Raw genomic sequence first — 25,143 nt, forward strand, 5'->3', positions numbered from 1 at the left:
GGGCCACTCGTTCACGACGGCCTCATTGCACCAGGCGCATCTCGATTTCCCCGCATCCGTGCAGGCACAAGCCATCTTCGTATCCCGTCTGATCGTGGAGCACCGGTCGATGGCGCCGACTCTACAGCGGGCGGAGAAGGCCGACTACAGCAATTCCTCCCGGTCGGGAAGAACTCGTCAGTGGCTTCCTGGATATCCCCTGTTCCGAGAAAGAGGGTCTCGAAGCCCTGCTGATCGAGTAGCACTCGGGGAGGGTGTCGAGATCCACCGTCCCCCGACATGTCGGTCTCGATACGCCGCTGCGCGACTTCTCGACCAGCGAGTGATCAGATGTTGAGACGGTTGAAGATCGGCGCCGGCAGCAGCGTGATCACGGTCATGATCACGCGCCACTTCGCCGGCGCGTAGGCGACGGCACGACCGGAGGCGAGAGCCGCGGCCACGTCGCGGGCCACCGACTCCACCGACGCGAGCGACGCCCCCGCCTGCTTCATCGAGGCCGTCATCGGCGTGTCCGTCGGCCCCGGCTTGATCAGCACCACCGAGAGCCGCGAGCCCGCCAGCCGGTGCTGCAGCCCCTGCGCGAAGCGCTCGACGAGCCCCTTCGCCGAGCCGTAGACGTAGTTCGTCTTCCGCCCGCGGTCGCCGGCGACCGAGCCGATCACACCGATCGTGCCGGAGTGCAGCGCGTTCGCGTACGCCTCCATCCACAGCGCCACCGAGACCCCGGTGACCACGAGGACGTCGCGGGCGACGGCGAGGTCGGCGGTCGCCTCCTCCTGGGTCGTCATCGCACCGTGCGCGATCAGCACCGTGTCGGGGGCGCCGCCCTCGAGCGACGAGGCGACGACGGAGGAGATGCCGGCCGGGTCGGTCAGGTCGACGGCCGCCGTCGCCAGCGCAGCCGTCGGGAACCGCACCCGCAGGTCCGCCGCGAGAGCCTCGAGCCGCCCGGAGTCGCGCCCGACGAGCAGCGCCGACCGCGCACCCGTGCCGAGCCAGAGCCGCAGCGTGTGCTCCGCGATCGCCGAGGTCGCTCCGACGACGACGATCTTCGAGGGGGTTCCAGTGGTCACGTCAGCTCCCGAGCACTCGGCGCGAGAAGTCGGAGGAGATCCCCGGGTCGCGCTGGAGGGTGAATTCCGCGAGGCGCGGGTAGCCGGCCTCGAACATCTCGCGCGACATGCGCGCGTCCTTGGCGGGGTACAGGCGCCCGCCCACCGATCGCACCAGCTCGTCGAGCCGCGAGAACAGCGGCAGCGCGGCGGGCGTGTTCGGGAAGTCGAGCGCGAAGCACACTCCCGGTGCCGGGAAGCTCAGGAGGCCCGGCGACTCGAGGGCGCCGAAGGTCTTCAGCACCCCGAGGAACGATCCGGTGCCCGACGCCGCGATCAGCGCGAGCATCTCGCGGGTGACCTCGAGCGCCCCCTCCCACGGCACGGTGCTCTGGTACTGGTAGAAGCCGCGCGGGCCGTACATGGTGTTCCAGCCCTGGATCGCGTCGAGAGGGTAGTAGAACTGCTCGTAGTGCTGCACCGAGCGGCCGGCGCCCGTGGCCTTCAGCCGGTAGTAGGCGCGGTTCAGCAGGGGCAGCGTCGCGCGGTTGACGACCGACAGCGGGAAGGCGAAGGGCACGCGCAGCGATCCGCCGGGCTTCACCGGCACCGCGGGAGCCGCGGTGGTGTCGCCGCGCGAGTAGACGCCGCGGCGTCCTCCTCCGGTGGTCACGTCGATCCAGGCCACGGTGTGCTCGAAGACGTCCATCGACTCGTCGACGAGCCCCAGGTACCCCTCGAGCGACTGGAACGGCACGTCCTCGGTGACGAGCCACGGCCCGGGCACGCGCTTCAGGGTCAGCTCGACCTCGACGATGAGGCCGGTGAGCCCGAGCCCGCCGATCGTCGCCTCGAACAGCTCCACGTTCTCGGTCGGCGTGCAGCGCGACGACGAGCCGTCGCTCCGGAGCAGGGTGAACGACACCAGGTGCCGCCCGATCGTGCCGGCGGAGGCGTGGTTCTTGCCGTGCACGTCGTTCGCGATCGCCCCCGCGAGGGTCACGTTCCTGGTGCCGGGAGTGACGGGGAGCATCCAGCCGCGGGGCGAGAACACCGCCTGCACGTCCTTCAGCAGCACGCCGGGCTCGGCGCGCAGCACGCCGGTCTCGTCGTCGAACGCCAGCAGGCGGTCGAAGCCGCTGAAGTCCCAGAGCACACCGCCGCCGTTGAGGGCGACGTCGCCGTAGCTGCGGCCGACTCCGTAGGCGATGCCGCCGTCGCCGCGGGAGAGCGCGTCCTGCGCCTGCTCGGCGTTCGTGATCGCGATCACGCGGTGCTGGTCGCGCGAGAGCAGCCCCCAGGAGGAGACGGCTGCGGTCATGCGGGCTCCTCACGCGGGCCTTGGAAGGTGACGTTCTTGTCGAGGTGGTACTTGGCGACGTAGCCGATGGCCAGGCCGATGACCGCTCCGGTGTAGCGGGCGAGGTCGGTGCCGAAGAGGTAGTCGAACCCGAACTCGAAGCCCCAGAAGATCAGGGTGGTGACGCCGCTCATGACGCCGTAGAGGAAGAAGGTCTTCACTCCGTGCGCCGCATTCATCGTCTCGTGCCGGAAGATGTAGCGCTTGTCGAGCACGTACTTGGCGATCACCCCCGTCAGGGTGCCCGCCAGCACCGCGACGACCGTCGACCACTCGCCCGTCATCGCCAGCTCGACGAGCATCTGCGTGCCCAGATTCACCGCCGTTGCAAGGATCGCGAACGCGACATAGAGAACGGCCGTCCGCATCCGCTTCCCCCCGTGGTGCTCCGGTCGTGCGCAGCGCCGATCCGGGACGGAATCGGCGGGTTCACCCCCGATTGTAGGTTGGGCCCCGCGTCACCTTGACCTGTCCGACTCGGCCGATCCGGCCCCGTTTTCCTGAGGGGGAGACGCAGTGAAGACCGCCCGCGCGCTCATCGCCGCCATGCGTCCGCGCCAGTGGCTCAAGAACGTCCTCGTCCTGGCAGCGCCTCTGGCCGCCGGACGGTTCCTCGAGCCCGACATCCTCGTGGCGTGCGTCATCGCCGCGATCGCCTTCAGCCTCGCCTCCTCCGGCGGCTACATGCTCAACGACCTGCTCGACATCGAGTCGGATCGTGCGCATCCGACGAAGCGCTTCCGCGCGATCCCGTCGGGCGCGCTGCCCGAGCGGGTGGCGTGGGTGGCCGCGGTCGTGCTGATGGTCGTGCCGGTGCTGGTCACGTTCCTGGTCGGATTCACGTGGTTCGCCGCCACGCTCGCCGCGTACCTGGTGATGCAGATCTCGTACTGCATCTGGCTCAAGCACGAGCCGGTGATCGACATCCTGATCGTCGCGGGAGGATTCGTGCTCCGCGCGATCTCGGGCGCCGCGGTCGCCGACATCCCGCTCACGCAGTGGTTCCTGCTCGCCGTGTCCTCGGGCTCGCTCTTCATGGTCGCGGGCAAGCGCTACTCCGAGAAGCTGCAGAGCGAGGGCAAGGAGGAGAGCCACACCCGCTCGACGCTCAAGGTCTACACGGCCGGCTATCTGCGGTTCATCTGGTCGGTGGCGGCGTCGCTGACGATGATCTCCTACGCGCTCTGGGCGCTCTTCATCAACGGCGAGAACTCGCTGTGGTCGATGGCGTCGGTGGTGCCGTTCGGTGCGGCGCTCTTCCTCTACGCGCTCGACATCGAGCGCGGGCGGGCGTCGGCTCCCGAGGACATCGTGCTCGGCAACCTGAGGCTGCTGATCTGCGGGGCCCTGTTCGCGGTGCTGTTCGTCATCGCGATCATGACGCGCACCACGACGGGCTGAACGGCCGGGCTGAACGGCCGGGCTGAACGGCCGGGCTCGACGGCCGAGCGGGCGCTGAGGGAGTCGCTCGGCGCGCCGGAACGGCGCCGGGGGAGTCGCCCGACGGGCTGCTGCTCCCGCCTGTCAAGCGCTCCCGAGCCCCTCGGAGCGATCGGTAACGTCTCTCGGACCTGGAACGCCGCACGAGGCTCCCCCGATCCTCCTCCCCTTCTCCTCGCCGCCGCTCGAGTCCCCCCGCTCGCCGCGCGGCGCCACGCCTATCGAGTCGAGCCCCCATGCCCCCCGAGGACCCGAACGACTCGGCCCAGGTGCTCCGCGAGCTGATCGCGGCGTTCGCCGATCCCGGATCCGCCGAGCCGCACCTGGTCGCCCAGGTGCTCGCCGACGCCCGTGCGCTGCTGGGCGCCGACGCGATCGAGTCGCCCGAGCGCCCGCGCATGCCGACGCTGCTGTTCCCGCGCTCCGCTGTCGCCGGCGAGCCCGACGAGCCGCCCGTGCCGCCGGCCGCCCTCTGACCCGCTGAGGGGAGCCGGAAGTCAAGGCCCTGCGTCCTCGGTCTTAGCGGCGTCTACAGTTCAGCCATCGGGACGGAGCCGTTCGGGTCGGCTCCGTCCCGGTCTTCTCCGGCGCGAGCTGTCGTGCCTCCGACGCGAGCGGTCACGCCTCCGGATCGAGAGGTCACGCCTCCGGAGCGCGTGGTCACGACGTGGTGCCTCGGCGCAGCCGCAGGCGCGTCTCCTCCAGGTCGAGCATCGACTGCGCCTGCGCGAGGATGCGCTGCGGGTAGGCCCGGCGCGAGCGCGCGTCGAGCAGCGCCTCCCGCTCGGCGCTGACGACCGCGAGCCGCAGCGCGCGGTAGAGCCGGTGCGGAGTGTCGGCGACGTCGCGCCGAGCGCCTCGCGCCCGCTCCCAGGCGGCCTCGGAGCGCAGGAACGAGGACTGCCGCACCCGCTCGAGCACGTCCGGGTCCACCTCCTCGACGCCCTCGACCACGTCGCCGGGACGCTCCAGCACCGAGAGGCCCTTCTCGGTGATCTCGTCGAGCAGGCCCGCGAGCTCGCGCTGGTCCTCGGGCACATCGACTCCCCGGATGCCCGTGACGCGGATCAGAAGCGGGAGGGTGCCGCCCTGCACGAGCAGCGTCGTCACCGCCACCGTGAAGGCGATCAGCACGAGCTGGGGGCGGTAGGGGATGTCCTCGGGGAGCGACTGAGCGGCCGCGAGCGTCACGACTCCGCGCATCCCCGACCAGCCGAGCACCAGACCGCCGCGCCAGCCGAGGTCGTTGCGGCTGAAGTGGCGGTAGTCGGCCCGGCGCAGCTGGTAGCGCTCGCGCGCCTTGCGCCGCTTCTCGCGCGGGAGTCGCACGCCTCCCGTCGACTCGAGCAGCTCCTTCTGCTGCCGTGCCCGCCGCTCGGCGCGCCGGGTCTGCCAGCGCTCGCCGAGCAGCACCGGTCCGACCCAGGCGAAGCGCACGACGACCAGCCCGACCGTGGCGATCAGCCCGATGCCGACCGCGGCCGGGACGCTGAGGGCGGCGCTGTCCGCGTCCTCGATCAGTCCGCGGATCTCGAGCCCGATCAGGAGGAACACGCCGTTCTCGAGCAGGAACTGGACGGTGCGCCAGTTGATGCGGTCGTTGACGCGCGACTGCGCGGTGAAGGCGCGCGAGGAGGCGTGGCCGGTGTGCAGGCCGGCCACGACGACCGCGAGGACGCCCGAGGCGCCCAGGCTCTCGGCCGGGATGAACGCGACGAACGGGACGATGAACGAGATGACGGTGTTGAGCACCGGATCCTCGAGGCGCGACCGCACGAACACCGTGACGATGCTGGCGACCAGGCCGACCGCCACGGCGACCGCCACCGCCGACAGGAAGTCGCCGACCGCCGCCCAGGGCGTGGCCAGCGTGCCGGCCGCGGCGGCGAGGGCCGAGCGCAGCAGCACCAGAGCGGTCGCGTCGTTGATCAGGCCCTCGCCCTCGAGAAGGGTCAGCAGGCGCGGCGGGAGGCCGAGCCTGCGACCGACCGAGGTGGCGGCCACGGCGTCCGGCGGACTGATGATCGCGCCGACGGCGATGGCCAGCGGAAGGCCGAGATCGGGCAGCAGGAGGAACAGGAGCGCGCCGGCCCCCGCCGCCGAGATCAGCACGAGGACCACCGAGAGCCCGGTGATCGTGGCGAGGTTTCGCCGGAAGTCGATGAAGGGCGTGCTGATCGCCGCGGCGTAGAGCAGGGGAGGCAGCACGCCGTCGAGCACCCACTCGTGCGGCACGACCACCTCGGGCACGCCCGGGAGGAACGAGAGCCCCACCCCGGCCAGGACGAGCGCGATCGGCGCGGCGACCCCGAGCCGACGGGCGAAGACGGCGACGGCCACGAGGACCGAGACGGCGACGATCGCCGCGATGCCGAGCTCCATCAGCGGGGCACGGCGGAGTCGGCGGCGCGGTCGTGCATCGGCTGTCTCGTCTCTGGGTCGCGGCGTCCCGCCCGCTCGCGCCCGTGGGGGCGGTGGGGACCGGCGCGGGGCGCGCTCCGGGAGCCTCCGACGAGTCTGCGCGCGCCGGGGCGGGCCCCGGCAGGGGGTTGTGCCGGGCGCGGCACCGGCCGACAGGGGGCGCTCGCCGGGGCGAGGCCGCGCTCCGCCGGCCGATGACGCGCCGACTACCGCCGGTCGAGGACGCGGACGAGACCGACGAGCAGGGCGATCGCGCCGAGCGCGGCGATGCCGAGCGCTGCTCCGGCGCCCTGCCCGAGCTCGGCGACGCGCTCAAGGATCCCGGCGCGGAGTCCGGGGTCGGCGCTGAAGGCCAGCAGCAGCACCGAGACCGCGGCGACCACGAGGCCCCAGACGATCGCGCCGGCGCGGATCCGCGGACGGCGGACACCGGGAGCGGCGGTCACCGGCTCGTGGGGTGTGGTGGGCGAGGGAGACGTGGTCGTGGGTTCCGTGGTCATCGTGCGGCCTCCGTCGGCTCGGTCGTGGTCGGGGTGGTGCTTCCGGTGTCGGTTCCCGTCGTGGGAGCCGTGCCGTCGGTTCCCGTCGTGGTCCCGCTCGTGGCGACGCCCGTCTCGTCGAGCACGGTGATCGATCCGCGACCCTGCTCGATCCGGACGACGAAGGGCTCCGCCTCCGGATCGCCGAAGGTCTGAGTCCAGTGCCACCGGCCGTCGGCGTAGCGGAGGTCCTCCGGCTCGGTCTGCCGGTACTCGTCGCCGACGAGCGTCGTGAGCCAGACGTTCGCGTCGGAGGACGACGCTTCGAGGCGGACCGCCGAGCCGGCGACCACGGACACCGTTCCCGCCCCCTGCCACAGGTCGATGACTCCGCCGTCGTTGCCGAGCGCGGGATCGACGACGATCGAGAGGTCGCCGGTCAGGTTGGCGTAGCGGCCGGGCGCGATGTTCGAGAGCCCTGAGACGCCGAAGCTGCTCACCAGCTCGCGATCCGGAGGCAGCAGCGCCGCCGTCCCGGCCGTCACCACCGCGACGAGCGAGGCCAGCACGAGGAGGACCGCGCGTCGGCGCAGGAACCCCGCGGTCACGATCGCCAGGGCGAGCACCAGCGCCGCGGAGGCGAACCCGGCGACCGTCGCGGTCGTCCCCGAGGCCGTCAGAGACACGAGCGCTCCCACCAGCGTGGCCGCGCCGAGGACGAGCAGCGTCGCGCCGAACCCGAGGCGGGGGTTGGCGGCCCGCCGGATCCGCTGCCGCTCCAGGCGCGCCGCAGTGGCGGCCGCGGCCCTCAGGCGGGACTCCTCGGCCCGCTCCCTCGCGGTCTCGCGGGCCGTCGCCGCCTGCTGGGCGCGGAAAGCCTCCCGCTCGGTCTTCCACTCCTCCTGCCGCTCGCGCCAGGCGGCGACGTCCTCAGGAGACTCGGGTCGGGCGTCCGTCGGCCGCGTCGGGAAGGGCACGCTCTCGGGCCGCCCGTCGGTCGTGGCCGGCACCTGCTCCGGCTCCGCCGCTCCGTCCGCGCGCCCCGAGCGGCGCACGATCCAGACGACGAAGGCGATGATCAGGCCGACCACCACCGCGGTCCACAGGCCTCGACCCGCGGCGGGCGCCCACGGCGTCGCGCCGGTGTAGGCGCCGCCGAGCGACCAGAAGCCCTGCGCCACCGGGAGGAGGGAGGCCAGCACCAGCACGCCGATCGCGGCGTGCACCCGGTCGAGCTCCCCGCGGGCGAGCCGCGCGATCGGCAGGGCGTCGTCCTCGTCGGGGAGGAGCAGCCAGGCCGCCGCATAGAAGAGGAACGCCGGGCCGCCGAGCACGGCGACGACGACGAAGACGCCGCGGACGATCAGCGGATCGATGCCGAGGCGCTCGGCGATCCCGGCGCAGACGCCGCCGATCCAGCCGGGACGGCGCGGGAGATCGAGGGCGCGCAGCCACAGGAAGAAGCGGTTCTCGGCGGCGGCGGGGTCGGGCCCGGGCCCGGGATCCCCGTTGCCGGGCGGCGGACCGTCCGCGCCTCCCCCCTCCGCTCCTGCGGGATCGCTCGCGGTCGTCGTCGCCGCCTCCGGAGTCGTGCGGGCGGCCGTGCCCTCGTCCGGCCCGCCGCTCGGCGGGGTGGTGCTCGCTGCTGTCATGCCACGAGTGTCCCGTGCGGCTCGAGCGCCGGACCATCGGGGGATCCCCTGACCCGACCCCGACCGGACCCCCGAGACGAGCGTCGACCTGTTTGGATGCAGGGGTGAGCATCCCCACCGTCACCAGCGCCGCGGTCAGGCCGCCGCTGCGCCGACCCCGCTCGGTGGTCCTCGGCGGGGTGAGCGCCGCGCTGGCCGAGCACCTCGGCCGCGGGGCGCGGTCGGTGCGGCTCCTCTTCCTCGCCGCCACCCTGCTCGGCGGAGGCGGCGCGCTCTTCTACCTGTGGCTGTGGGCGCTCGTGCCGCTCGCCGACCCCGGCGACGGCGAGCCCGGCGTGCGGCGCTCGGTGCCCGTCGCCGCAGTGCTCGCCGCGGGCGCCGGAGTCGCCGCGGTCGCGGTCCTCGTCGCGCTCGGCGGCGGGGACGACACCGATGCCACCCGTGCGCTCGCCGCCGTCGCGGCGCTGTCGGGAGGCGCCGTCGGCTGGAGTCTCGGCCCCGACCGCACCGACCCGTCGCGATCCGCGCGCGCCTCCGCGACGGTGCGGCTCCTCTCCTGCGCCGTGCTGGTCGTCGCGGGCGCCGCCGTGCTCGCCGCTCGCCCGAGCGCGATCAACGCCGTGCTCGCCGTCGGCGTGCTGCTGGTGGCGGCCGGGGTGCTCGCGGCGCCGCGGGTCGTTCGGCTGTGGACGGAGCTGATGGGGGAGCGGGCCGCGCGCGTGCGCGAGGAGCAGCGCGCCGAGATCGCCGCCCACCTGCACGACTCGGTGCTGCAGACCCTGGCCCTGATCCAGAACCGCGCCGGCGCCTCGAGCGAGGTCGCGCGCATCGCCAGGGCCCAGGAGCGGGAGCTGCGCGACTGGCTCTTCGAGCGCGACGTCCCCGTCGCCGACGACCTGGCCGCCGAGATCCGCGCGACCGCCGCCGCCATCGAGCTCGACTACCCGGTGCAGCTCGAGGTCGTCGCGGTGGGCGCGCCGGTGCCGGGTGCCGCGTCGCTGCTCGGCACCGCCTCCCTCTCGGGCGCGACCCGCGAGGCGATGCTCAATGCGGCTCGGCACGCCGGCGGGGCGGTGTCGGTCTACCTCGAGTCCTCGGTCGACGGCGTCGACGTCTTCGTCCGCGATCGCGGCCCCGGAGTCGACCTCGACGCCCTCCCCGGCGACCGGCTGGGCATCCGGGAGTCGATCATCGGGCGGATGGCGCGCGCCGGCGGCAGCGCGACCGTGGGCCCCGGAGCCGGGGGCACGGGCACCGAGGTGCACCTCCGGCTTCCCGCGGAGGTCGCCCGATGACCCGCGTGGTGCTGGTCGACGACCACTCGATCTTCCGCTCGGAGCTGCGCGCCGTCCTCGCCCCCGAGCTCGACGTGCTGGGCGAAGCGGCCGACGTGGACGAGGCCGTCGAGCTGGTCGCGGCGGTGCGTCCCGATGTCGTCCTGCTCGATGTGCACCTCCCGGGCGGTGCGGGCGGAGGCGGCGCCGAGGTGCTGCGGCGCAGCGCCCCGCTCCTCGAGTCGGTGCGGTTCCTGGCGCTGAGCGTGTCGGACGCGGCGGAGGACGTCGTCGGCGTGATCCGCGCGGGTGCCCGCGGCTACATCACCAAGGCGAGCTCGGGGGCCGAGGTGAGTCGCGCCGTGCTCGCCGTCGCAGGCGGCGACGCGGTGTTCTCTCCGCGCCTGGCGGGCTTCGTGCTCGACGCGTTCGGGGCGCTGGCCGGCGAGCAGGCGGAGTCGGTGGACGAGCTCGACCGGCTGTCCGCCCGCGAGCGCGAGGTCATGCGGCTGATCGCGCGCGGCTACGCCTACAAGGAGGCGGCGGCCGAGCTGTTCATCTCGATCAAGACGGTCGAGTCGCACGTGTCGGCGGTGCTGCGCAAGCTGCAGCTCTCGTCGCGCTACGAGCTGACGGCGTGGGCGTCGGCGCGACGCCTGCTCTGAGTAGGCGCGTGCTTGGGACGGCTTGCGTCCGATTCGCAGGACCTCGCAGACGGAAGACGCCTTCCGCCGCATGCCGGGGTGCCGGAGGCGGCGCATCACCTGCAGATCGCACACGACCCCCCCCCCCGCAGATCGGTCGCCTAGAACGACACGAGCGGCAGCAGCGGCAGCACCGCGACCGCGGCCAGGGCGCCGAGCACCGCGCCCGCGAGCACGTCGGTCGGGAAGTGCATCCCGAGCGCGAGCCGCGACAGCAGCATCGCGGCGACCAGCACGACCGCGAGCGGCCAGAGCGCCGGCAGCATCACCGCGAACACGATCGCCGCGGCGGTCGTCGACGAGGCGTGGGAGCTCGGGAAGCTGAGCTTGCTGGGTGCCGTGCCGCGCACCTCCACCCCCTCGCCGAGCGGGCGCGGACGGCGCACGATGCGCTTGACGACGATCGACAGCCCGTGTGCGACGACGATCGCGACGTCGCACAGCGCCCACGCCCAGAAGCGCGCGGGATCGACGATCGCCCCGACGACACCGAGGATCAGCCAGCCCGCCGCGTGCTCGCCGACGAGGCTGAGCACCCGCGCCACGGGGAGGAGGGGGCGGGTCAGCGGCGCTCGCTGCACAGCGACGATGAGCGCTGATTCGCGGCTCCGGAGGGTCGACATCGCGATCAACCTAGTGCACCCGGAGGTGGTCGGGGGGCGGCGAGCAGAGGCCCGCCGCCCCCCGATCAGGCCTCCGTGCCGCCCTCGGTGCCCTCCGCGCCGGTCGAGCGGCGACGGGCGCCGAGCCCGACGGCGGCTGCGCCCGCGGCGAGCAGGGCGGTCGCCCCGGCGATGAGGCCGACGCTCTCGACTCCGGTGGCGGCGAGTCCGCCTCCGGAGCCGCCGGTCGGCAGCGGGACGGCGGTGCCGGTCGGCGTCGACGTGGCCGTGGGCACCGGCGACGCGGTGGGCCCTGCGGTCGGCGAGGCGGTGGGCCCGGCGGTGGGAGTCGCCGTGGGCGAGGCGGTGGGAGTCGCCGTGGGCGAGGCGGTGGGAGTCGCCGTCGGCGCCGTGGTCGGCCCGGCCGTCGGGGTGGGGGTCGGCTCGACCAGCTGAGATGCGGGCAGGATCTGCACGATCGTCGGCCGGGGCGCCGCGACCGCACCGGCGGCCGTCGACCCGAAGTCGGGGAAGGACGAGGTCGGCTCCTCGAAGCTCCCGTTCTCTCCCGGGTGCTGCACCGCGACGAAGACGTGCTGATCCTGGTCGTGGATGATCGGGCCGCAGGTCTCGGCCTCCCTGGCGACCGAGAGGAACTGCTCCACGTTGCCGCGCTCGGCGCCCTCGAGCGTCACCTTGAACAGGCCGTCGTTGTAGCCGATGCCGCTCGGGGCGCCGTCGGTCGAGATCCAGAGGTTGCCGACGGAGTCGAAGGCGAGGTTGTCGGGGCACGAGATCGGCGAGACCCTGTCGGCGGGGAAGCCCGAGAAGTAGACGACATCGCCCTGGGCCTGGTCGCCGCAGAGCATCAGCAGGTTCCAGGTGAAGGTGCGGCCGGTCTGGTCCCCGCCGTCCTCGATGATCTCGACAATGTGGCCGTCGCGGTTCTCGGTGCGCGGGTTGACCTCGGTCGGCCCCTCCGTGCCCTCGGTGCCGCGGTTGGAGTTGTTGGTGCAGGCCACGTAGACGCGGCCGGAGACGAGGCTGGGCTCGACGTCCTCGCAGCGGTCCATCTTGGTCGCGCCGGCGATGTCGGCCGCCATGCGGGTGCGCACGAGCACCTCCTCGACGCCCATGCCCGCGATCGCGGATGCTCCGCCGATGACGAGCGGCAGCCACTCGCCGATCCCGTCGAAGCCGCCGTCGGAGGGGACGGCTCCGGTCCCCGTGATCTCGGCCACCGGCGAGTCGCCCGTGAACTTCGCGACGAAGAGGTCGCCCTCCTCGAGCAGCGTCTTGTTGTGGGCCCGGTCGCCCTCGATGTAGCGCTTCTTCGACACGAACTTGTAGAGGTAGTCGAAGCGCTCGTCGTCGCCCTGGTAGGCGACAACGCGGCCGTCCGGAGCGATGATGACGTTGGCGCCCTCGTGCTTGAGGCGGCCGAGCGCCGTGTGCTTCTTGGGGGTCGACTCCGGCTCGAACGGGTCGAACTCGACGATCCAGCCGAAGCGGTTCGGCTCGTTCTCGTAGCCGGGCGTGCGCGCGTCGAAGCGGGGGTCGTCGAGCTCCCAGAGGCGGGCCGTCTCGGCGTCGGCGAGGCCGTAGCGCAGCTCGGCGTCGCTGGTCCCGGTGGCGCGGAAGTAGCCGTTGAAGTTCTCCTCGCCCGACAGGATCGTTCCCCACGGCGTGGTGCCGCCGGCGCAGTTGCCGAGGGTGCCGAGCACGGTGCGGCCCTCGGGGTCGGCGATCGTCTTCAGCAGCGACGACCCGGCGGCGGCGCCGGTGACCTCGTAGGGAGTGTCGCTCAGGAAGCGGCGGTTCTTCTCGCCTCCGCGCACGTACGACCACGGGCGGTCGACCGCGGTGCGGACGAGCTCGACGACGCTCAGCCCGTGGGCGGCGCGGCCGACGGCGCGCACGCGCTCCGGCTCCGACTCGAGCTGCGCGGCCGGGAACATGATGCTCTCGTTCGTGTACTCGTGGTTGACGACGAGCAGTGCGCGCAGTCGCTGAGTGCCCGGGAGCTCGACGATGTCGGTGTAGTCGTTGTTGTAGCCGAACTGTGCGGCCTGCGACGCCTCGGTCTGGTTCTCGAGGTCGAAGGCGGGGCTGTCGGCGAAGAGCGGGTCGCCCCAGCGGATCAGCGGGCGCCAGGCGAAGCCCTCGGGCACCGTGAACGCGTCGACCGTGGCGGGCACCGGGGCGATCGGAGTGAAGGTGAGCGGCGAGGCGCCATCGGCTGCGGTTGCGACGGCCGCCTCCGCCGCGGGTGCGCCGGGGGAGGCGACGGCGATGGTGACCGCGCCGGCGAGGCCGAGGCCCAGGGCCGAGCGGCGCGAGAGCTGCGTCGCGACGATGTCGCGGAAGTAGCTGTTGTGCGAGGTGTTGCAGGTCGCGGTCGAGCACGCGTTGGCGCACTTGAGCGCGCAGGTCACGGGGCTGCGCTTGCCGCGGACGTGCCCGGCCATGGGGAGCAGCAGGCGGCGGGAGGTGTCGGTCATCGTCGGTCGTCCTTCGGTCGCAGGCAGGGAGATGCGATCGAGGAAACCAGTGCGAGGGGACGGGGACGCCGCCGAGCGGGGGACCGTTCCTGAAGGGAATATGAACGTTTTCACAAGAAGGTGAGCCTCACCTCACCTCGCTCGCCGGGCCTCCTCGACCCTCCCGATGTTGCCCGCGACCCACTCGACGACGGGCAGGAGCCGTTCGGCGAGCTCGGCTCCGAGGGGCGTCAGACGGTAGTCGACCCGCGGCGGGATGCTCGTCTGCGCCTCCCGGTGCACGAAGCCGTCGTCCTCGAGCGTGCGGAGGGTCTGCGCCAGCATCTTCTCGCTGATGCCGCCGATCCGCCTCCGCAGCTCGCCCCAGCGGAGGCTGCGCTCGGCCAGCGCCGCGAGCACGAGAACGCCCCACTTGCTCGTGACGTGCCCGAAGATCTCGCGGCTCGGGCAGTCGGCGGAGTAGACGTCGCCCGCGAGGAGCGGGCTCTGTGCGATGCTCATACAGGTACTAACGAAATAGTGGGTACTGCATTCCGGGAAGTTCTCGACCGGGCTGCCGGTTCTCCCCCGGTGCGGCCCTGAGGCCGCCTGAACGGAAGGACCACTCATGACCCTCGTCGTCACCGGAGCCACCGGCCACCTCGGCCGCCTCGTCGCCCGGCACCTGCTCGACCGCGGCACCGCCGCCTCCGACATCCTCGCCACCGGCCGCGACGCCGCGAAGCTGGAGGCGCTCGCCGCCGAGCTCGGGGTGCGCACCGCCGTCGCCGACTTCGACGACCCCGCGTCGCTCGACGCGGCCTTCGCGGGCGCCGAGGCGGTCCTGCTCGTCTCGGGCTCGGAGGTGGGCAGGCGCGTCGCGCAGCACACGGCCGCCATCGAGGCGGTCGCCCGCGCCGGCGCGCGCCTGGTCTACACGAGCGCGCCGAAGGCAACGACCAGCCCGCTGATCCTCGCGCCCGAGCACAAGGCGACGGAGGAGGCGATCACGGCCGCGGGAGTCCCCGCCGTGATCCTGCGCAACGGCTGGTACAACGAGAACTACGCGCAGACGGTCTCGGAGCTGGCCTCGACCGGAACCGCGGTCTCGAGCGCGGGCGAGGGCCGCGTCTCGAGCGCCGCGCGCAATGACTACGCCGAGGCGGCCGCGGTCGCCCTGGCCGACGCCTCCCTCGTCGGCTCGGTGCACGAGCTGTCGGGCGATGTGGCGTGGAGCTTCGACGAGCTCGCGGCGATGGTCGCCGAGGTCGCCGGCCGCGACGCGTCGATCACCCACGTCGGCTCCGAGGAGCACGCCCGCATCCTCACCGACGCAGGCGTCCCCGAGGGGGCCGTCGGCTTCGTCGTCGGTCTCGACTCGAACATCGCCGACGGCCTGCTCGGCGAGACCGACGGGTCGCTGGCGCGCCTGATCGGGCACCCGACCACGCCGATCCGGAGCTTCGTCGAGGAGCACCTCGCCACCAGCTGAGCTCCGGCTCGCAGAACGGAGCTCCGGCTCGCAGAGACGCGTTCGGCTCGCAGAACCCGCCGGTTCCTGCGAGCCGGACGCGTTCCGACGAGCCCGAGATCCTCCCGCACCCGCAGCGCCCGCCCGCGCCCGCGCCCCGACCCGCCCGCCCGCCCGCCGTCACACTTCGTCACGCCGTTTCGCGCCCGCCCCACCGGCCCCCGTAGCCTGAAAGACCGTTCACCACCCCGCCCGCCGTCAGGAGCACCCGCCCGTGATCACCGCGACCGGACTCTCCAAGACGTTCGGAGGCGCGCGCTCCGTCCGAGCGCTCGACGACGTCAGCCTGCACGTCGACGAGGGCACCATCTTCGGCGTCGTCGGCCAGTCCGGCGCCGGCAAGAGCACGCTGCTCCGGGCGATCAATCTGCTCGAGCGTCCCGATGCCGGCACGGTCGAGGTCGGCGGAGTCACCCTCACCGATCTCGACGAGCGCGCCCTGCGCCGCGCCCGCCACGACATAGGCATGGTGTTCCAGCACTTCAACCTGCTCTCGAACCGCACCGTGCAGCAGAACGTCGAGTTCGCGCTCGAGACCATCGGCGTGCGCGGAGCCGAGCGACCGCGCCGCGCAGCCGAGATGCTCGACCTGGTCGGCCTGTCCTCGCACGCGGGCAGCTTCCCCTCGCAGCTCTCGGGCGGTCAGAAGCAGCGCGTCGGCATCGCCCGCGCCCTCGCCGGCCGCCCGCGGGTGCTCCTCTCGGACGAGGCGACGAGCGCCCTCGATCCCGAGACGACGCGCTCGATCCTCGATCTCCTCCGCAGCCTCAACCGCGAGCTGGGGCTCACGGTGCTGCTCATCACGCACGAGATGGACGTCGTCAAGCGGATCTGCGACTCCGCCGCTCTGATGGAGTCCGGCCGGATCCTCGAGCAGGGCGAGCTCGTCCGGCTGGTCTCGACTCCCGGGTCGGCTCTCGCCCGCGAGCTGTTCCCGCTCGGCCCGCTGCCCGAGGACGACGGCTCCGCGATCATCGACATCACCTTCTCGGGAGGCTCGGCCGACCGCCCGGTCATCGCCCAGCTGGCCCGGGGCTACGGCATGGACGTCTCGATCCTCGGCGCCGTGATCGAGACGATCGGAGGCAGCCAGGCCGGCCGCACCCGCCTCGCGCTGCCCGGTGATCGCGGCACGGTCGTCCGCGCGGTCGACGACCTGCGCTCGCAGGGCCTGACGGTCGACTGGCTCCGGGGAGGCCCCGCATGATCGACGTCGACTCGCCCACCTTCTGGAGCGACCTCATCGAGGTCGTGCTCAAGGGACTCGGAGAGACCCTCTACATGGTCGGCGTCGCGACTCTCGTGACGATCCTCGTCGGCCTCCCGCTCGGCATCGTCCTCGTGGGGACCGAGCGCGGCGGGTTCCTCGAGCGCATCGCCGGTTCGCGCGCGCTCGGCACGGCGGTCAACCGCGTGCTCGGCTTCGTGGTCAACCTCGGCCGCTCGGTGCCGTTCATCGTGCTGATGATCGCGCTGATCCCGCTGACCCGCCTCATCATCGGCACCTTCATCGGCTCGACGGCCGCCATCGTCCCGCTCGCGATCATCGCGATCCCCTTCTTCGCCCGCATGGTCGAGATCGCGCTCAAGGAGGTGGACCCCGGGCTCTACGAGGCCGCCGCCTCGCTCGGGGCCTCGCGCTGGCAGCTGGTCCGCCGCGTCCTCCTGACCGAGGCGCGGCCGGCGATCGTGCTCGGACTCTCGACGACGATCACCTCGATCATCAACTTCTCGGCCATGGTCGGCGTCGTCGGCGGAGGCGGCCTGGGCAACGTCGCCCTCACCTACGGCTACCAGCGCTACAGCTGGCTCCACATCGTCGCGGTCATCGTCGTCCTCTTCGTCATCGTCCAGATCGTCCAGGCCCTCGCGACGCTCGCCGCGCGGCTGGTCGGGCACGATCGGCGCGCGAAGCCCGACCGGGCCGTCGCCGTCTTGGAGGCGGACGGCCGCGACCCGCGCGCCTGAGGCCACCTCCCCCCCCGCAGCACCTCCCCCTCCCGCAGCAACGAGAGAAGACCCCATGAATCGCAGCACCTCCCGCCTCACCTCGCTCGTCCGTGTCGGCGCCCTCGCGGCCGCCGGCACCCTCCTCCTCGGCCTGTCCGCCTGCTCGTCCGGTTCGGAGGCCGGCGGCGAGTCCGGCGCGAGCTCCGACTCCGGCGACCTCGGCACGATCAAGGTCGGCGCCCTCGCCACTCCGGCCGGCGACCTGCTGACCTGGGTCGACGAGAACCTCGCCGCCGAGAAGGGACTCGACATCGAGTTCGTCGAGTTCAGCGACTACAACACGCCGAACCCGGCCCTGTCCGACGGCAGCACCGACGCGAACCTCTTCCAGAACGCGACCTTCCTCGAGACCTACAACTCGCAGGCCGGAGGCGACCTGGTGAGCGCGGGCGAGGTCTACCTGCCCGCCGCCGCCTTCTACTCCGAGTCGCTCACGAGCCTCGACGACCTCGAGGACGGCGCCACCGTCGCGATCCCCAACGACCCGACGAACGAGGGCCGCGCTCTGAAGCTCCTCGCCTCGGAGGGGATCATCGAGGTCGCCGACGACGTCACGAACCTGCAGGGCATCACGTCGAACCCGCGCGATCTCGAGTTCACCGAGATCGAGAACGCCTCGCTCGCCCTCGCGCTGCCCGACCAGGACGTCGTCTTCGTGACCGCGACCTTCGCGCTGCCGGCCGGTCTGACCGAGGATCAGGCGATCCTGATCGAGGGCACCGACAGCACGTACTACAACGTCCTCGCGACCACCCCCGACCTCGCCGACGACCCGCGCATCGAGGCGCTCTACGAGCTGCTCACCGACCAGCGCACGAAGGACTACCTCACCGAGACCTGGGACGGCCTGATCATCCCGGTCGCCTGACCCACCCCGAGTCCGGAGGCACCTCCGGCTCACAGGAATCCCCGATTCCCGCGAGCCGGACGCGTCTCCGCGAGCCGGACGCGGTCCGACGCGCGGGAGCGTCCCCGCACCCGTCCGGCCCAGCACCCGTCCCGGCCTGCCCGCCGGACCTCGCTGTCGGAGGCCCGCCGTAGGCTGTCCGCATGACCTCGACGACGCCTCGCTCCGGTATCGACCTCTCCGAACTCGACCCGGCGACGCGCCCGCAGGACGACCTGTACCGGCACGTCAACGGCCTCTGGATCGACCGCACCGAGATCCCGAGCGACAAGGCGCGGTACGGCTCGTTCCACGTGCTGCAGGAGGAGGCCGAGAAGGCCGTCCGCGACATCATCGTCGAGGCGCAGACCGCGCACCACGGCACGCAGGAGCGCCTGTTCGGCGACCTCTACGCCTCCTTCATGGACGAGGCCCGGGCCGACGAGCTCGGTGCCGCGCCCATCGCCGACGACCTCGCCGCCGTGCAGCGCGTCGACTCGATCGCCGGTCTGCTCGCCACCGTCGGCGAGCTCGAGCGCTCGGGCGTGCCCGGCCTCTTCGGCCTCTTCGTCGACAACGACCCGGGCAGCCCCGAGCGCTACCTCGTCTTCGTCAACCAGGGCGGTCTCGGCCTGCCCGACGAGAGCTACTACCGAGACGACGAGTTCGCCTCGGTGCGCGAGGCCTACCTCCCGTTCGTCGCGCGCATGCTCGAGCTCGCCGGCATCGGAGCGCACGAGGAGCGCGCGAAGCGCATCGTCGAGCTCGAGACCGACATCGCGGCCGTGCACTGGGACAAGGTGCGCAGCCGCGACAGCCAGGCCACCTACAACCTCCGCACCTGGGCCGAGGTCGAGGGTCTCGCCGCGGGCATCGACCTCGGCGTTTGGCTGACGGCCATGGGTGCTCCGGAGGGGGCGCTCGCCGAGGTCGTCGTGCGCCAGCCCAGCTTCCTCGAGGGTCTCGCCGGCCTCCTGACCGACGACCGCCTGCCGGCCTGGCGCGACTGGCTGTCGTGGCAGGTCATCCGCGGCGCGGCCGCCTACCTCTCGAGCGACTTCGTCGACGCCAACTTCGACTTCTACGGCCGCACCCTCACCGGCACCCCGCAGAAGCGCGAGCGCTGGAAGCGCGCCGTCTCGCTGGTCGAGGGCTCGCTCGGCGAGGCGGTGGGCCGGATCTACGTCGAGCGCCACTTCCCCGAGAGCGCCAAGACCGCGATGGACGTCCTGGTCGCCAACCTCATCGAGGCCTACCGCCGCTCGATCGTCGACCTCGAGTGGATGGGCGCCGAGACCCGCGAGCGCGCGCTCGAGAAGCTCGCCAAGTTCACCCCCAAGATCGGCTACCCCGTGCGCTGGCGCGACTACTCCGCGCTCTCGATCGACGCGGGAGACCTGGTGGGCAACGCCCGCCGCGTCGCCGCCTTCGAGTTCGACCGCGAGCTCGGCAAGATCGGCCGCCCGCTCGATCGCGACGAGTGGTTCATGACCCCGCAGACGATCAACGCCTACTACAACCCGGGCTTCAACGAGATCGTGTTCCCCGCGGCGATCCTGCAGTTCCCGTTCTTCGACGAGTCCCGCGACTCCGCCGCCAACTACGGGGCGATCGGAGCCGTCATCGGTCACGAGATCGGCCACGGGTTCGACGACCAGGGCTCGCGCTTCGACGGCGACGGCCGCCTGACCGACTGGTGGACGGAGGACGACCGCGCCGCGTTCGAGGAGCGGACCAAGGCGCTCATCGCGCAGTACGACGCGCTCGCTCCCGCGACGACGCCCGATCACCACGTCAACGGCGCTCTGACGATCGGCGAGAACATCGGCGACCTCGGCGGCCTGGGCATCGCGTGGAAGGCCTACCTGCTCTCGCTCGACGGCCAGGAGCCGCCCGTGATCGACGGACTGACCGGCGCTCAGCGCTTCTTCCTGTCGTGGGCTCAGGCCTGGCAGCAGAAGTCGCGCGACGAAGAGACCGTCCGTCTCCTCGCGATCGACCCGCACGCTCCGGCCGAGTTCCGCTGCAACCAGATCGTCCGCAACATCGACGACTTCTACGCTACTTTTGACGTCACCGAAGGCGACTCCCTCTGGCTCCCCCCGAGCGAGCGCGTCGTCATCTGGTAGTCATCGCCGACTGCCGTCCCGCACCGCGGACGAGCCCCCCGGGCATCAGGAGCCGGCCGATGTCATCGGGGTCGTCCGTTCATCGCGCGTCCCTCCGGCGCGTCGACGGACCACGGTCCCTCCCTCCGCACGAACCGCTCGATCGACCCGTAGAGGGGCCCTGCCCGTGGTGATCCCCACCCACGAGACCCGCCGTGAGAACCGACGCGCCCGCCGAGGGCGCCACAAGGGCGCGAACGAGCACGACAACTTCCAGAACGGCTTCGACGCCCTCGGCCGGCTCGCGATCGACGGAGTCGTGGTGTCGGCCCGCGCCGTCGACCTCGCGAGCGGGCGCACCCTGTTCGCGGTCGACGACTCCGTGTCGATGCCGACGGCCGGCATCGGCACCGTGCTGCTGCTGATCGAGGTCGCCGCGCGACTCGCGAGCGACCCGCAGGAGAACCTCCGGCTCGTCGACCGCACCGCGGCCGATGCGGTGGCGGATGCGGGGCTCTGGCAGCACCTGCAGATCCCGTCGATGCCGGTCGCCGACCTCGCGGCGTTCGTGGGCGCGACGAACGACAACCTCGCCACCAACGTCCTGCTCCGCCGCGTCGGGCTCGACGCCGTGCGCGAGCGCGCCGAGGCCCTCGGACTCTCGCGGACCGCACTGCTCGACGTGGTCCGCGACGAGCGCGGCCCCGACGACGCGCCCCAGCTCTCGATCGGCTCGGCCCGCGAGCTCACCTGGCTGCTCGCGACCCTGGCCAACGGCGAGGTCGTCGACGCGGCGGTGAGCTCCCGCGTGATCGGCTGGCTGTCGCTCAACAGCGACCTGTCGCTCGTCGCGTCGGCGTTCGGCCTCGATCCGCTGTCGCACCGCCAGCCCGACCACGGCGTCCTGCTCGTCAACTCGACCGGAACCGACGGAGGCGTGCGCGCCGAGGTCGGCGTGCTGCGCGGCCCGCGCACGGGAGTCGCCTACTCGGTGCTCACGCAGTTCGACGACACGAGCCTGCACTACCGCCTCGCGGTCCTCGAGGGCATGCGCACCCTCGGCGTCGACCTGCTCGAGTACGTGCACTGAGGGCTGTCGCTCCGCCCGAGGGGCACCTCCGGCTCGGTGAACCGGGTGCGGCTCGTGCGGCCCGCGGGCGCGGTCCCGTCAAGGCCGTGACCGCTCCGGATCGGCGACCTAGGCTGCCGACAGCGGCGCCGCCTCCCCGGCGCGCTGCGGAGAGGTCACCATGAGCAGCTTCGGATTCGACGCCCCCGAGGACGTCACCGACACCACCCGTCCCGACGCCGACTCCCTCCCGGTGCCCGCGGAGGACCCCGCGCAGATCGATGACGCAGAGGCACCCGGGGAGGCGTCGGACGAGGGCGCGGACGCCCGACTCGGCGGCGAGAGCGGAGGCGAGCCGGCCGAGGGCGACGACCCCGAGGAGATGCCCGCCGTTCCGTCGCCCAGCTGATCCGCACCCGAGACGAACCGCCGAGCGCCCGCGGCGGTGCTCTCTGCCGTCTCGGACCGGGCGAATGCCGGCGGTCGAGGTCCGCTCTCCCGCCCGGCATCCCCGCAGCCGCGCCTGCCACAGGTGGAACGGGCAGTCGCACGAGGACTCACAGGTCTTTCCCAGCGCTGGCATACTGACGCCATGACCCTGCCGCCGCCGCCCGTTCCACCGACTCCCGAACCGACCGACGCTCCGCTGCCCTCCTTCGGCAGCGCTCCGGCGCCGCAGCGGAGCGGGCTCGCGATCACCGCCCTCGTGCTCGGCATCGTGTCGGTGGTGCTGGCGGTCCTGCCCTTCGTCTTCGGTCTGGCGTTCCCCGTCGCGATCGCCGGAGCCGTCGTCGGCATCATCGCGCTGGTGCGGCGCAAGCCTCCGCGCGGCTTCTCGATCACCGGCCTCGTGCTCAGCGTCGTCGGCTTCGTCATCGCGGTGGTCGTGGTGATCGTCACGGCGGTCCAGCTGGTGAGTGCGCTCGACGAGCTCGACGGGACCGGGTTCCCCGGCGGGTCCACCTCCGCGACCGCGACCCCCCTCCCGCTCGACGACGCGACGGCGGAGGCGCCGGCAGAGGAATCGCCGGCAGAGGAATCGCCGGCGGAGGAGGCGCCGGCGGAGGAGGCACCCTCCGAGGAGCCGCCTCCCGCCGCCGACGACATGACCGTCGGCTTCGGCGAGGCCCTCGCCTACACCGACGGCGTGACCCTCTCGGTGTCGGCGCCGACGGAGTTCACTCCCACCGAGTACGCGGCCGGGAACGACCAGGCCGTCGATGTCGTGTTCACCCTCTCCATCCAGAACGGCTCCGACGAGAACCTCGAGCCCTTCACCTACGCCGAGGTCTCCTCCGGAGGCGTCGAGGCCTCGCGCATCTTCGACACCGACGGCGAGGCGGGCGACATCAGCACCAGCCCCTCGACGGTGATCCTCCCCGGCGGATCGGTCACCTGGAAGGAGGCCTACTCGGTCGCCGACCCGGCGAGCATCGTGATGCAGCTGAGCCCGAGCTTCGACTACCAGGACGCCGTCTTCACGAACACGCAGTAGTCGCCTCCCCGGGTCGGAGGCGTCGGGGTCGGGGGAGTAGGCGCGCCCTCGACCCGTGCGCCAGGCTGGAGCGATGCAGTTCAGAGTGTTCACCGAACCCCAGGAGGGCGCGAGCTACGAGGATCTCCTCGCGGTCGCGCAGGCGACGCAGGCCCTCGGCTACGACGGCTTCTTCCGCTCCGACCACTACCTCCGGATGGGCGACGGCGACCCCGGAGTCGGTCCGTCCGACGCGTGGACGACCCTCGCCGGCCTGGCGCGCGAGACCGAGCGGATCGCGCTCGGCACGCTCGTCTCCTCCGTGACGTACCGGCCGCCGGGGATCCTCGCGATCCAGGTGGCGCAGGTCGACGCGATGTCGGGCGGCCGTGCCGAGCTCGGTCTCGGCACCGGCTGGTTCGCCGAGGAGCACGCGGCGTACGGCATCCCGTTCCCGCCCCGCCGGTTCGACCTGCTCGAGGAGCAGCTCGAGATCGTCACCGGCCTCTGGTCGACGCCGGTCGGCGAGCGCTACTCGTTCGCGGGCGAGCACTACACGCTGACCGATTCCCCAGCGCTGCCCAAGCCCGTGCGCCTCCCTCTGCCGGTGATCGTGGGCGGAGGCGGACCCAAGCGGACCCCGGCCCTCGCGGCCCGCTTCGCCAGCGAGTTCAACCTGCCCTTCCCCGAGCTCGACTCGATCGCCGGGGCGTTCACGCGCGTCGACGACGCGTGCCGGGCGATCGGGCGTGAGCCGTCGTCCCTCGTGCACTCCGTCGCGCTGATCGCGGTCGGCGGAGGCGACGAGGCCGAGTTCGCGCGCCGCGCCGCCGCCATCGGCCGGGAGCCCGCCGAGCTGCGCGAGCACGGCATCGCCGGCGGGGTCGACGAGACCGTCGACCGCCTCGAGTCGTTGCGCGAGGCGGGTGCCGAGCGCGTCTACCTGCAGTTCATGGATCTGCAGGACCTCGACCACCTCGACTTCTTCGCCCGCGAGGTGCTGCCGCGCCTGTCGTCCTGACCTCGCGCCGGCCCGCCTCGAGCCGCCCACTCTCCAAAAGTTGTCGTACTCGAGCACCCAGTACGACAACTTTCGGACACTGGCGTGCGCTCGTCCGCCGGCCGACGCATGGTCGGGTCGGCATCCCACCGTCCACTGTCCAAGAGTTGTCGTACTCGGCTGCCCAGTACGACAACTTTCGGACACTGGCGTGCGGTCGTCCGCCGGCCGACGCATGGTCGGGTCGGCATCCCACCGTCCGCTGTCCAAGAGTTGTCGTACTCGGCTACCCACTACGACAACTTTCGGACAGTCGGGTGGGGTCTCCCGCCTGCCGGTGAGTGCTCCAGAGGCGGGTCGCTGCACCCACGTCCACTGTCCAAGAGTTGTCGCACTCGAGTGCCCAGTACGACAACTTTCGAACACTGGAGGCGGACGTCAGTTGTCGCGCGGGCGCCGCGTGGTCGGGCTGGCGCCCCCACGTCCACTGTCCAGAAGTTGTCGTACTCGAGTGCCGAGTACGACAACTTTCGGACAGTGGGACCGCCCGCGAGCAGTCGAGAAGGCCTCCCGCCTCCGCGGCCCCGACCCGCGACCTAGGCTGGACGGGATGCCTGACACGATCGAGCGCCTGGACGAGCGGCACGCCACCCGCGCCGACGTCCCCTGGATCCTGCTGGTCTGGGACGACCCGGTGAATCTGATGTCGTACGTGTCCTACGTCTTCCGCAGCTACTTCGGCTTCGGCCGCGCCGAGGCCGAGCGCCTGATGCTGCAGGTCCACACAGAGGGGCGAGCCGTCGTCGCGACCGGCAACCGCGAAGAGATGGAGCGGCACGCCGAGGCGATGCACGGCTACGGCCTGTGGGCGACGCTGCAGAAGGCCGACGCATGAGCGCCGACGGCGCAGGGAGGGGCCGCTGATGCGCGCGTTCCGCCGCGACTCCTCCGGAGCAGCGGTCGCCCGCTTCGACCGCGAGGAGGCCGGGATCCTGCGTCATCTCGCCGGGGAGATGCTCGAGCTTCTCGACCGGGGCGCGACGTCGGAGGAGGCGCGATCCGACCCTGCGCTCGCCCGCCTGCTGCCCGACGCCTACCGGGACGACCCCGAGGCGGCGGCCGAGTTCCGCCGGTTCACCGCCCCCGACCTGGCCGGCCGCAAGATGGACGACGCGCGGGCGATCACCGCGGCGCTCGACGCCGGCGACGGCTCCGGTCACGGGCGGATCTTCGCCGGGCTCGGCGAGGTGTCGGTCAGGCTCGAGTCGGCGCAGGCCCTCTCGTGGCTCCGGGCGCTCACCGACATGCGGCTCGCTCTGGCCGTGCGGCTCGGCATCGTCGACACCGACGACGTGGAACCGGAGGGCGAGAGCGGCGCGGCGATCCGGAGCGTCTACGACTGGCTCGGCGCGGTGCAGGACGGGCTGGTCCGCGCGGTCGACGTCTGAGCGGTCGATCGGCGCCTCTGCCGATCGGGCCAGTCGACGAGTCGTCGCACGATCAGTCCCGAAGACCGGCCGCCTCTGCCGATCGGGCCAGTCGACACACCTCCGCCTGATCAATCCCGCCGACGAGCCCTGACCGATCGCTCCCGCGTC

The 25,143-nt window shown here is 72.4% G+C and carries 23 protein-coding genes and 1 pseudogene; 15 read left to right on the forward strand and 9 right to left on the reverse strand.

Annotation, left to right across the window (positions count from 1 at the left end):
* Positions 1 to 326: 326 nt before the first annotated feature.
* From B9Y99_RS16620 to B9Y99_RS16630, 3 genes are read right to left on the reverse strand one after another with little or no spacing between them, the layout of a single operon-like run.
* Positions 327 to 1,076 (reverse strand): SDR family NAD(P)-dependent oxidoreductase, encoded by a 750-nt coding sequence (locus B9Y99_RS16620; protein WP_085477730.1) that lies wholly within the window; start codon positions 1,074 to 1,076, stop codon positions 327 to 329.
* 1 nt (position 1,077) lies between these two features.
* A complete protein-coding gene (locus B9Y99_RS16625) occupies positions 1,078 to 2,376 on the reverse strand; it encodes an FAD-binding oxidoreductase (RefSeq protein ID WP_085477731.1) in 1,299 nt (432 codons plus the stop codon).
* Entirely contained in the window at positions 2,373 to 2,783 is a 411-nt protein-coding gene (locus B9Y99_RS16630; RefSeq protein ID WP_085477732.1) for a GtrA family protein, read from the reverse strand. Before B9Y99_RS16630 ends, B9Y99_RS16625 begins: the two co-directional genes overlap by 4 nt.
* Positions 2,784 to 2,931: 148 nt before the next feature.
* Here B9Y99_RS16630 and B9Y99_RS16635 point away from each other — a divergent pair, with 148 nt between their 5' ends.
* Together B9Y99_RS16635 and B9Y99_RS16640 are read left to right on the forward strand one after the other, a co-directional pair.
* Positions 2,932 to 3,816 (forward strand): decaprenyl-phosphate phosphoribosyltransferase, encoded by an 885-nt coding sequence (locus B9Y99_RS16635; RefSeq protein WP_085477733.1) that lies wholly within the window; start codon positions 2,932 to 2,934, stop codon positions 3,814 to 3,816.
* Positions 3,817 to 4,091: 275 nt separating this feature from the next.
* Positions 4,092 to 4,331 carry a hypothetical protein gene (locus B9Y99_RS16640; protein WP_085477734.1) on the forward strand — a complete coding sequence of 80 codons (240 nt, stop codon included), beginning with the start codon at positions 4,092 to 4,094 and terminating at the stop codon, positions 4,329 to 4,331.
* Positions 4,332 to 4,515: 184 nt separating this feature from the next.
* On the opposite strand, the gene B9Y99_RS16645 is transcribed toward B9Y99_RS16640, so the two are convergent.
* The 3 genes from B9Y99_RS16645 to B9Y99_RS16655 all read right to left on the reverse strand — a co-directional run bounded on the left by B9Y99_RS16645 (position 4,516) and on the right by B9Y99_RS16655 (position 8,407).
* Entirely contained in the window at positions 4,516 to 6,237 is a 1,722-nt protein-coding gene (locus tag B9Y99_RS16645; protein ID WP_085477735.1) for a cation:proton antiporter, read from the reverse strand.
* Positions 6,238 to 6,482: 245 nt separating this feature from the next.
* Positions 6,483 to 6,776: a hypothetical protein gene (locus tag B9Y99_RS16650; RefSeq protein ID WP_129588100.1), complete on the reverse strand. Its 294-nt coding sequence runs from the start codon at positions 6,774 to 6,776 to the stop codon at positions 6,483 to 6,485.
* Entirely contained in the window at positions 6,773 to 8,407 is a 1,635-nt protein-coding gene (locus tag B9Y99_RS16655; RefSeq protein ID WP_085477737.1) for a PspC domain-containing protein, read from the reverse strand. Before B9Y99_RS16655 ends, B9Y99_RS16650 begins: the two co-directional genes overlap by 4 nt.
* Positions 8,408 to 8,511: 104 nt before the next feature.
* Between B9Y99_RS16655 and B9Y99_RS16660 the strand changes: the two genes are divergently transcribed.
* Both B9Y99_RS16660 and B9Y99_RS16665 read left to right on the forward strand, forming a co-directional pair.
* Entirely contained in the window at positions 8,512 to 9,702 is a 1,191-nt protein-coding gene (locus B9Y99_RS16660; RefSeq protein WP_085477738.1) for an ATP-binding protein, read from the forward strand.
* Positions 9,699 to 10,346, forward strand: a complete 648-nt coding sequence (locus B9Y99_RS16665; RefSeq protein WP_085477739.1) for a LuxR C-terminal-related transcriptional regulator — start codon at positions 9,699 to 9,701, stop codon at positions 10,344 to 10,346. The genes B9Y99_RS16660 and B9Y99_RS16665 overlap by 4 nt, the downstream gene beginning before the upstream one ends.
* Positions 10,347 to 10,486: 140 nt before the next feature.
* Here B9Y99_RS16665 and B9Y99_RS16670 read toward each other — a convergent pair whose 3' ends face one another.
* The 3 genes and pseudogenes from B9Y99_RS16670 to B9Y99_RS16680 all read right to left on the reverse strand — a co-directional run bounded on the left by B9Y99_RS16670 (position 10,487) and on the right by B9Y99_RS16680 (position 13,989).
* A complete protein-coding gene (locus tag B9Y99_RS16670; protein ID WP_085477740.1) occupies positions 10,487 to 11,008 on the reverse strand; it encodes a phosphatase PAP2 family protein in 522 nt (173 codons plus the stop codon).
* A 440-nt stretch (positions 11,009 to 11,448) separates the two neighbouring features.
* A pseudogene (locus B9Y99_RS16675) lies at positions 11,449 to 13,488 on the reverse strand (PhoX family protein); the annotation flags it as partial.
* A 132-nt stretch (positions 13,489 to 13,620) separates the two neighbouring features.
* On the reverse strand, positions 13,621 to 13,989 hold the full coding sequence (locus B9Y99_RS16680) for a winged helix-turn-helix transcriptional regulator (protein ID WP_085477742.1): 369 nt from the start codon (positions 13,987 to 13,989) through the stop codon (positions 13,621 to 13,623).
* Positions 13,990 to 14,095: 106 nt separating this feature from the next.
* Here B9Y99_RS16680 and B9Y99_RS16685 point away from each other — a divergent pair, with 106 nt between their 5' ends.
* The 11 genes from B9Y99_RS16685 (at position 14,096) to B9Y99_RS16735 (ending at position 24,993) form a co-directional block, all read left to right on the forward strand.
* Entirely contained in the window at positions 14,096 to 14,959 is an 864-nt protein-coding gene (locus B9Y99_RS16685; protein ID WP_085477743.1) for an NmrA family NAD(P)-binding protein, read from the forward strand.
* 253 nt (positions 14,960 to 15,212) lie between these two features.
* Positions 15,213 to 16,205, forward strand: coding sequence for a methionine ABC transporter ATP-binding protein (locus B9Y99_RS16690; protein ID WP_085477744.1), 993 nt, complete (start codon positions 15,213 to 15,215; stop codon positions 16,203 to 16,205).
* The gene (locus tag B9Y99_RS16695) at positions 16,202 to 16,966 is read left to right on the forward strand and encodes a methionine ABC transporter permease (RefSeq protein WP_085477745.1); all 765 of its coding nucleotides are present in this window, start codon (positions 16,202 to 16,204) and stop codon (positions 16,964 to 16,966) included. Before B9Y99_RS16690 ends, B9Y99_RS16695 begins: the two co-directional genes overlap by 4 nt.
* Before the next feature lie 55 nt (positions 16,967 to 17,021).
* Entirely contained in the window at positions 17,022 to 17,876 is an 855-nt protein-coding gene (locus tag B9Y99_RS16700) for a MetQ/NlpA family ABC transporter substrate-binding protein (protein WP_085477746.1), read from the forward strand.
* 182 nt (positions 17,877 to 18,058) lie between these two features.
* Positions 18,059 to 20,023 carry a M13 family metallopeptidase gene (locus tag B9Y99_RS16705; protein ID WP_085477747.1) on the forward strand — a complete coding sequence of 655 codons (1,965 nt, stop codon included), beginning with the start codon at positions 18,059 to 18,061 and terminating at the stop codon, positions 20,021 to 20,023.
* Positions 20,024 to 20,189: 166 nt separating this feature from the next.
* Positions 20,190 to 21,092 (forward strand): serine hydrolase, encoded by a 903-nt coding sequence (locus B9Y99_RS16710; protein WP_085477748.1) that lies wholly within the window; start codon positions 20,190 to 20,192, stop codon positions 21,090 to 21,092.
* Between the two features lie 160 nt (positions 21,093 to 21,252).
* Complete coding sequence (locus tag B9Y99_RS16715) at positions 21,253 to 21,480, forward strand: hypothetical protein (protein WP_085477749.1); 228 nt, start codon at positions 21,253 to 21,255, stop codon at positions 21,478 to 21,480.
* A 183-nt stretch (positions 21,481 to 21,663) separates the two neighbouring features.
* Positions 21,664 to 22,566 (forward strand): DUF4190 domain-containing protein, encoded by a 903-nt coding sequence (locus tag B9Y99_RS16720; protein WP_085477750.1) that lies wholly within the window; start codon positions 21,664 to 21,666, stop codon positions 22,564 to 22,566.
* A 73-nt stretch (positions 22,567 to 22,639) separates the two neighbouring features.
* Positions 22,640 to 23,566, forward strand: a complete 927-nt coding sequence (locus tag B9Y99_RS16725) for an LLM class F420-dependent oxidoreductase (protein WP_085477751.1) — start codon at positions 22,640 to 22,642, stop codon at positions 23,564 to 23,566.
* Positions 23,567 to 24,155: 589 nt separating this feature from the next.
* Entirely contained in the window at positions 24,156 to 24,440 is a 285-nt protein-coding gene (gene clpS, locus B9Y99_RS16730; RefSeq protein WP_085477752.1) for an ATP-dependent Clp protease adapter ClpS, read from the forward strand.
* A 28-nt stretch (positions 24,441 to 24,468) separates the two neighbouring features.
* Positions 24,469 to 24,993 (forward strand): DUF2017 domain-containing protein, encoded by a 525-nt coding sequence (locus B9Y99_RS16735; protein ID WP_085477753.1) that lies wholly within the window; start codon positions 24,469 to 24,471, stop codon positions 24,991 to 24,993.
* The last annotated feature ends 150 nt before the right edge of the window (positions 24,994 to 25,143 follow it).

Origin of the sequence: Rathayibacter oskolensis, from assembly GCF_900177245.1 — a bacterium.
GTDB lineage: Bacteria > Actinomycetota > Actinomycetes > Actinomycetales > Microbacteriaceae > Rathayibacter > Rathayibacter oskolensis.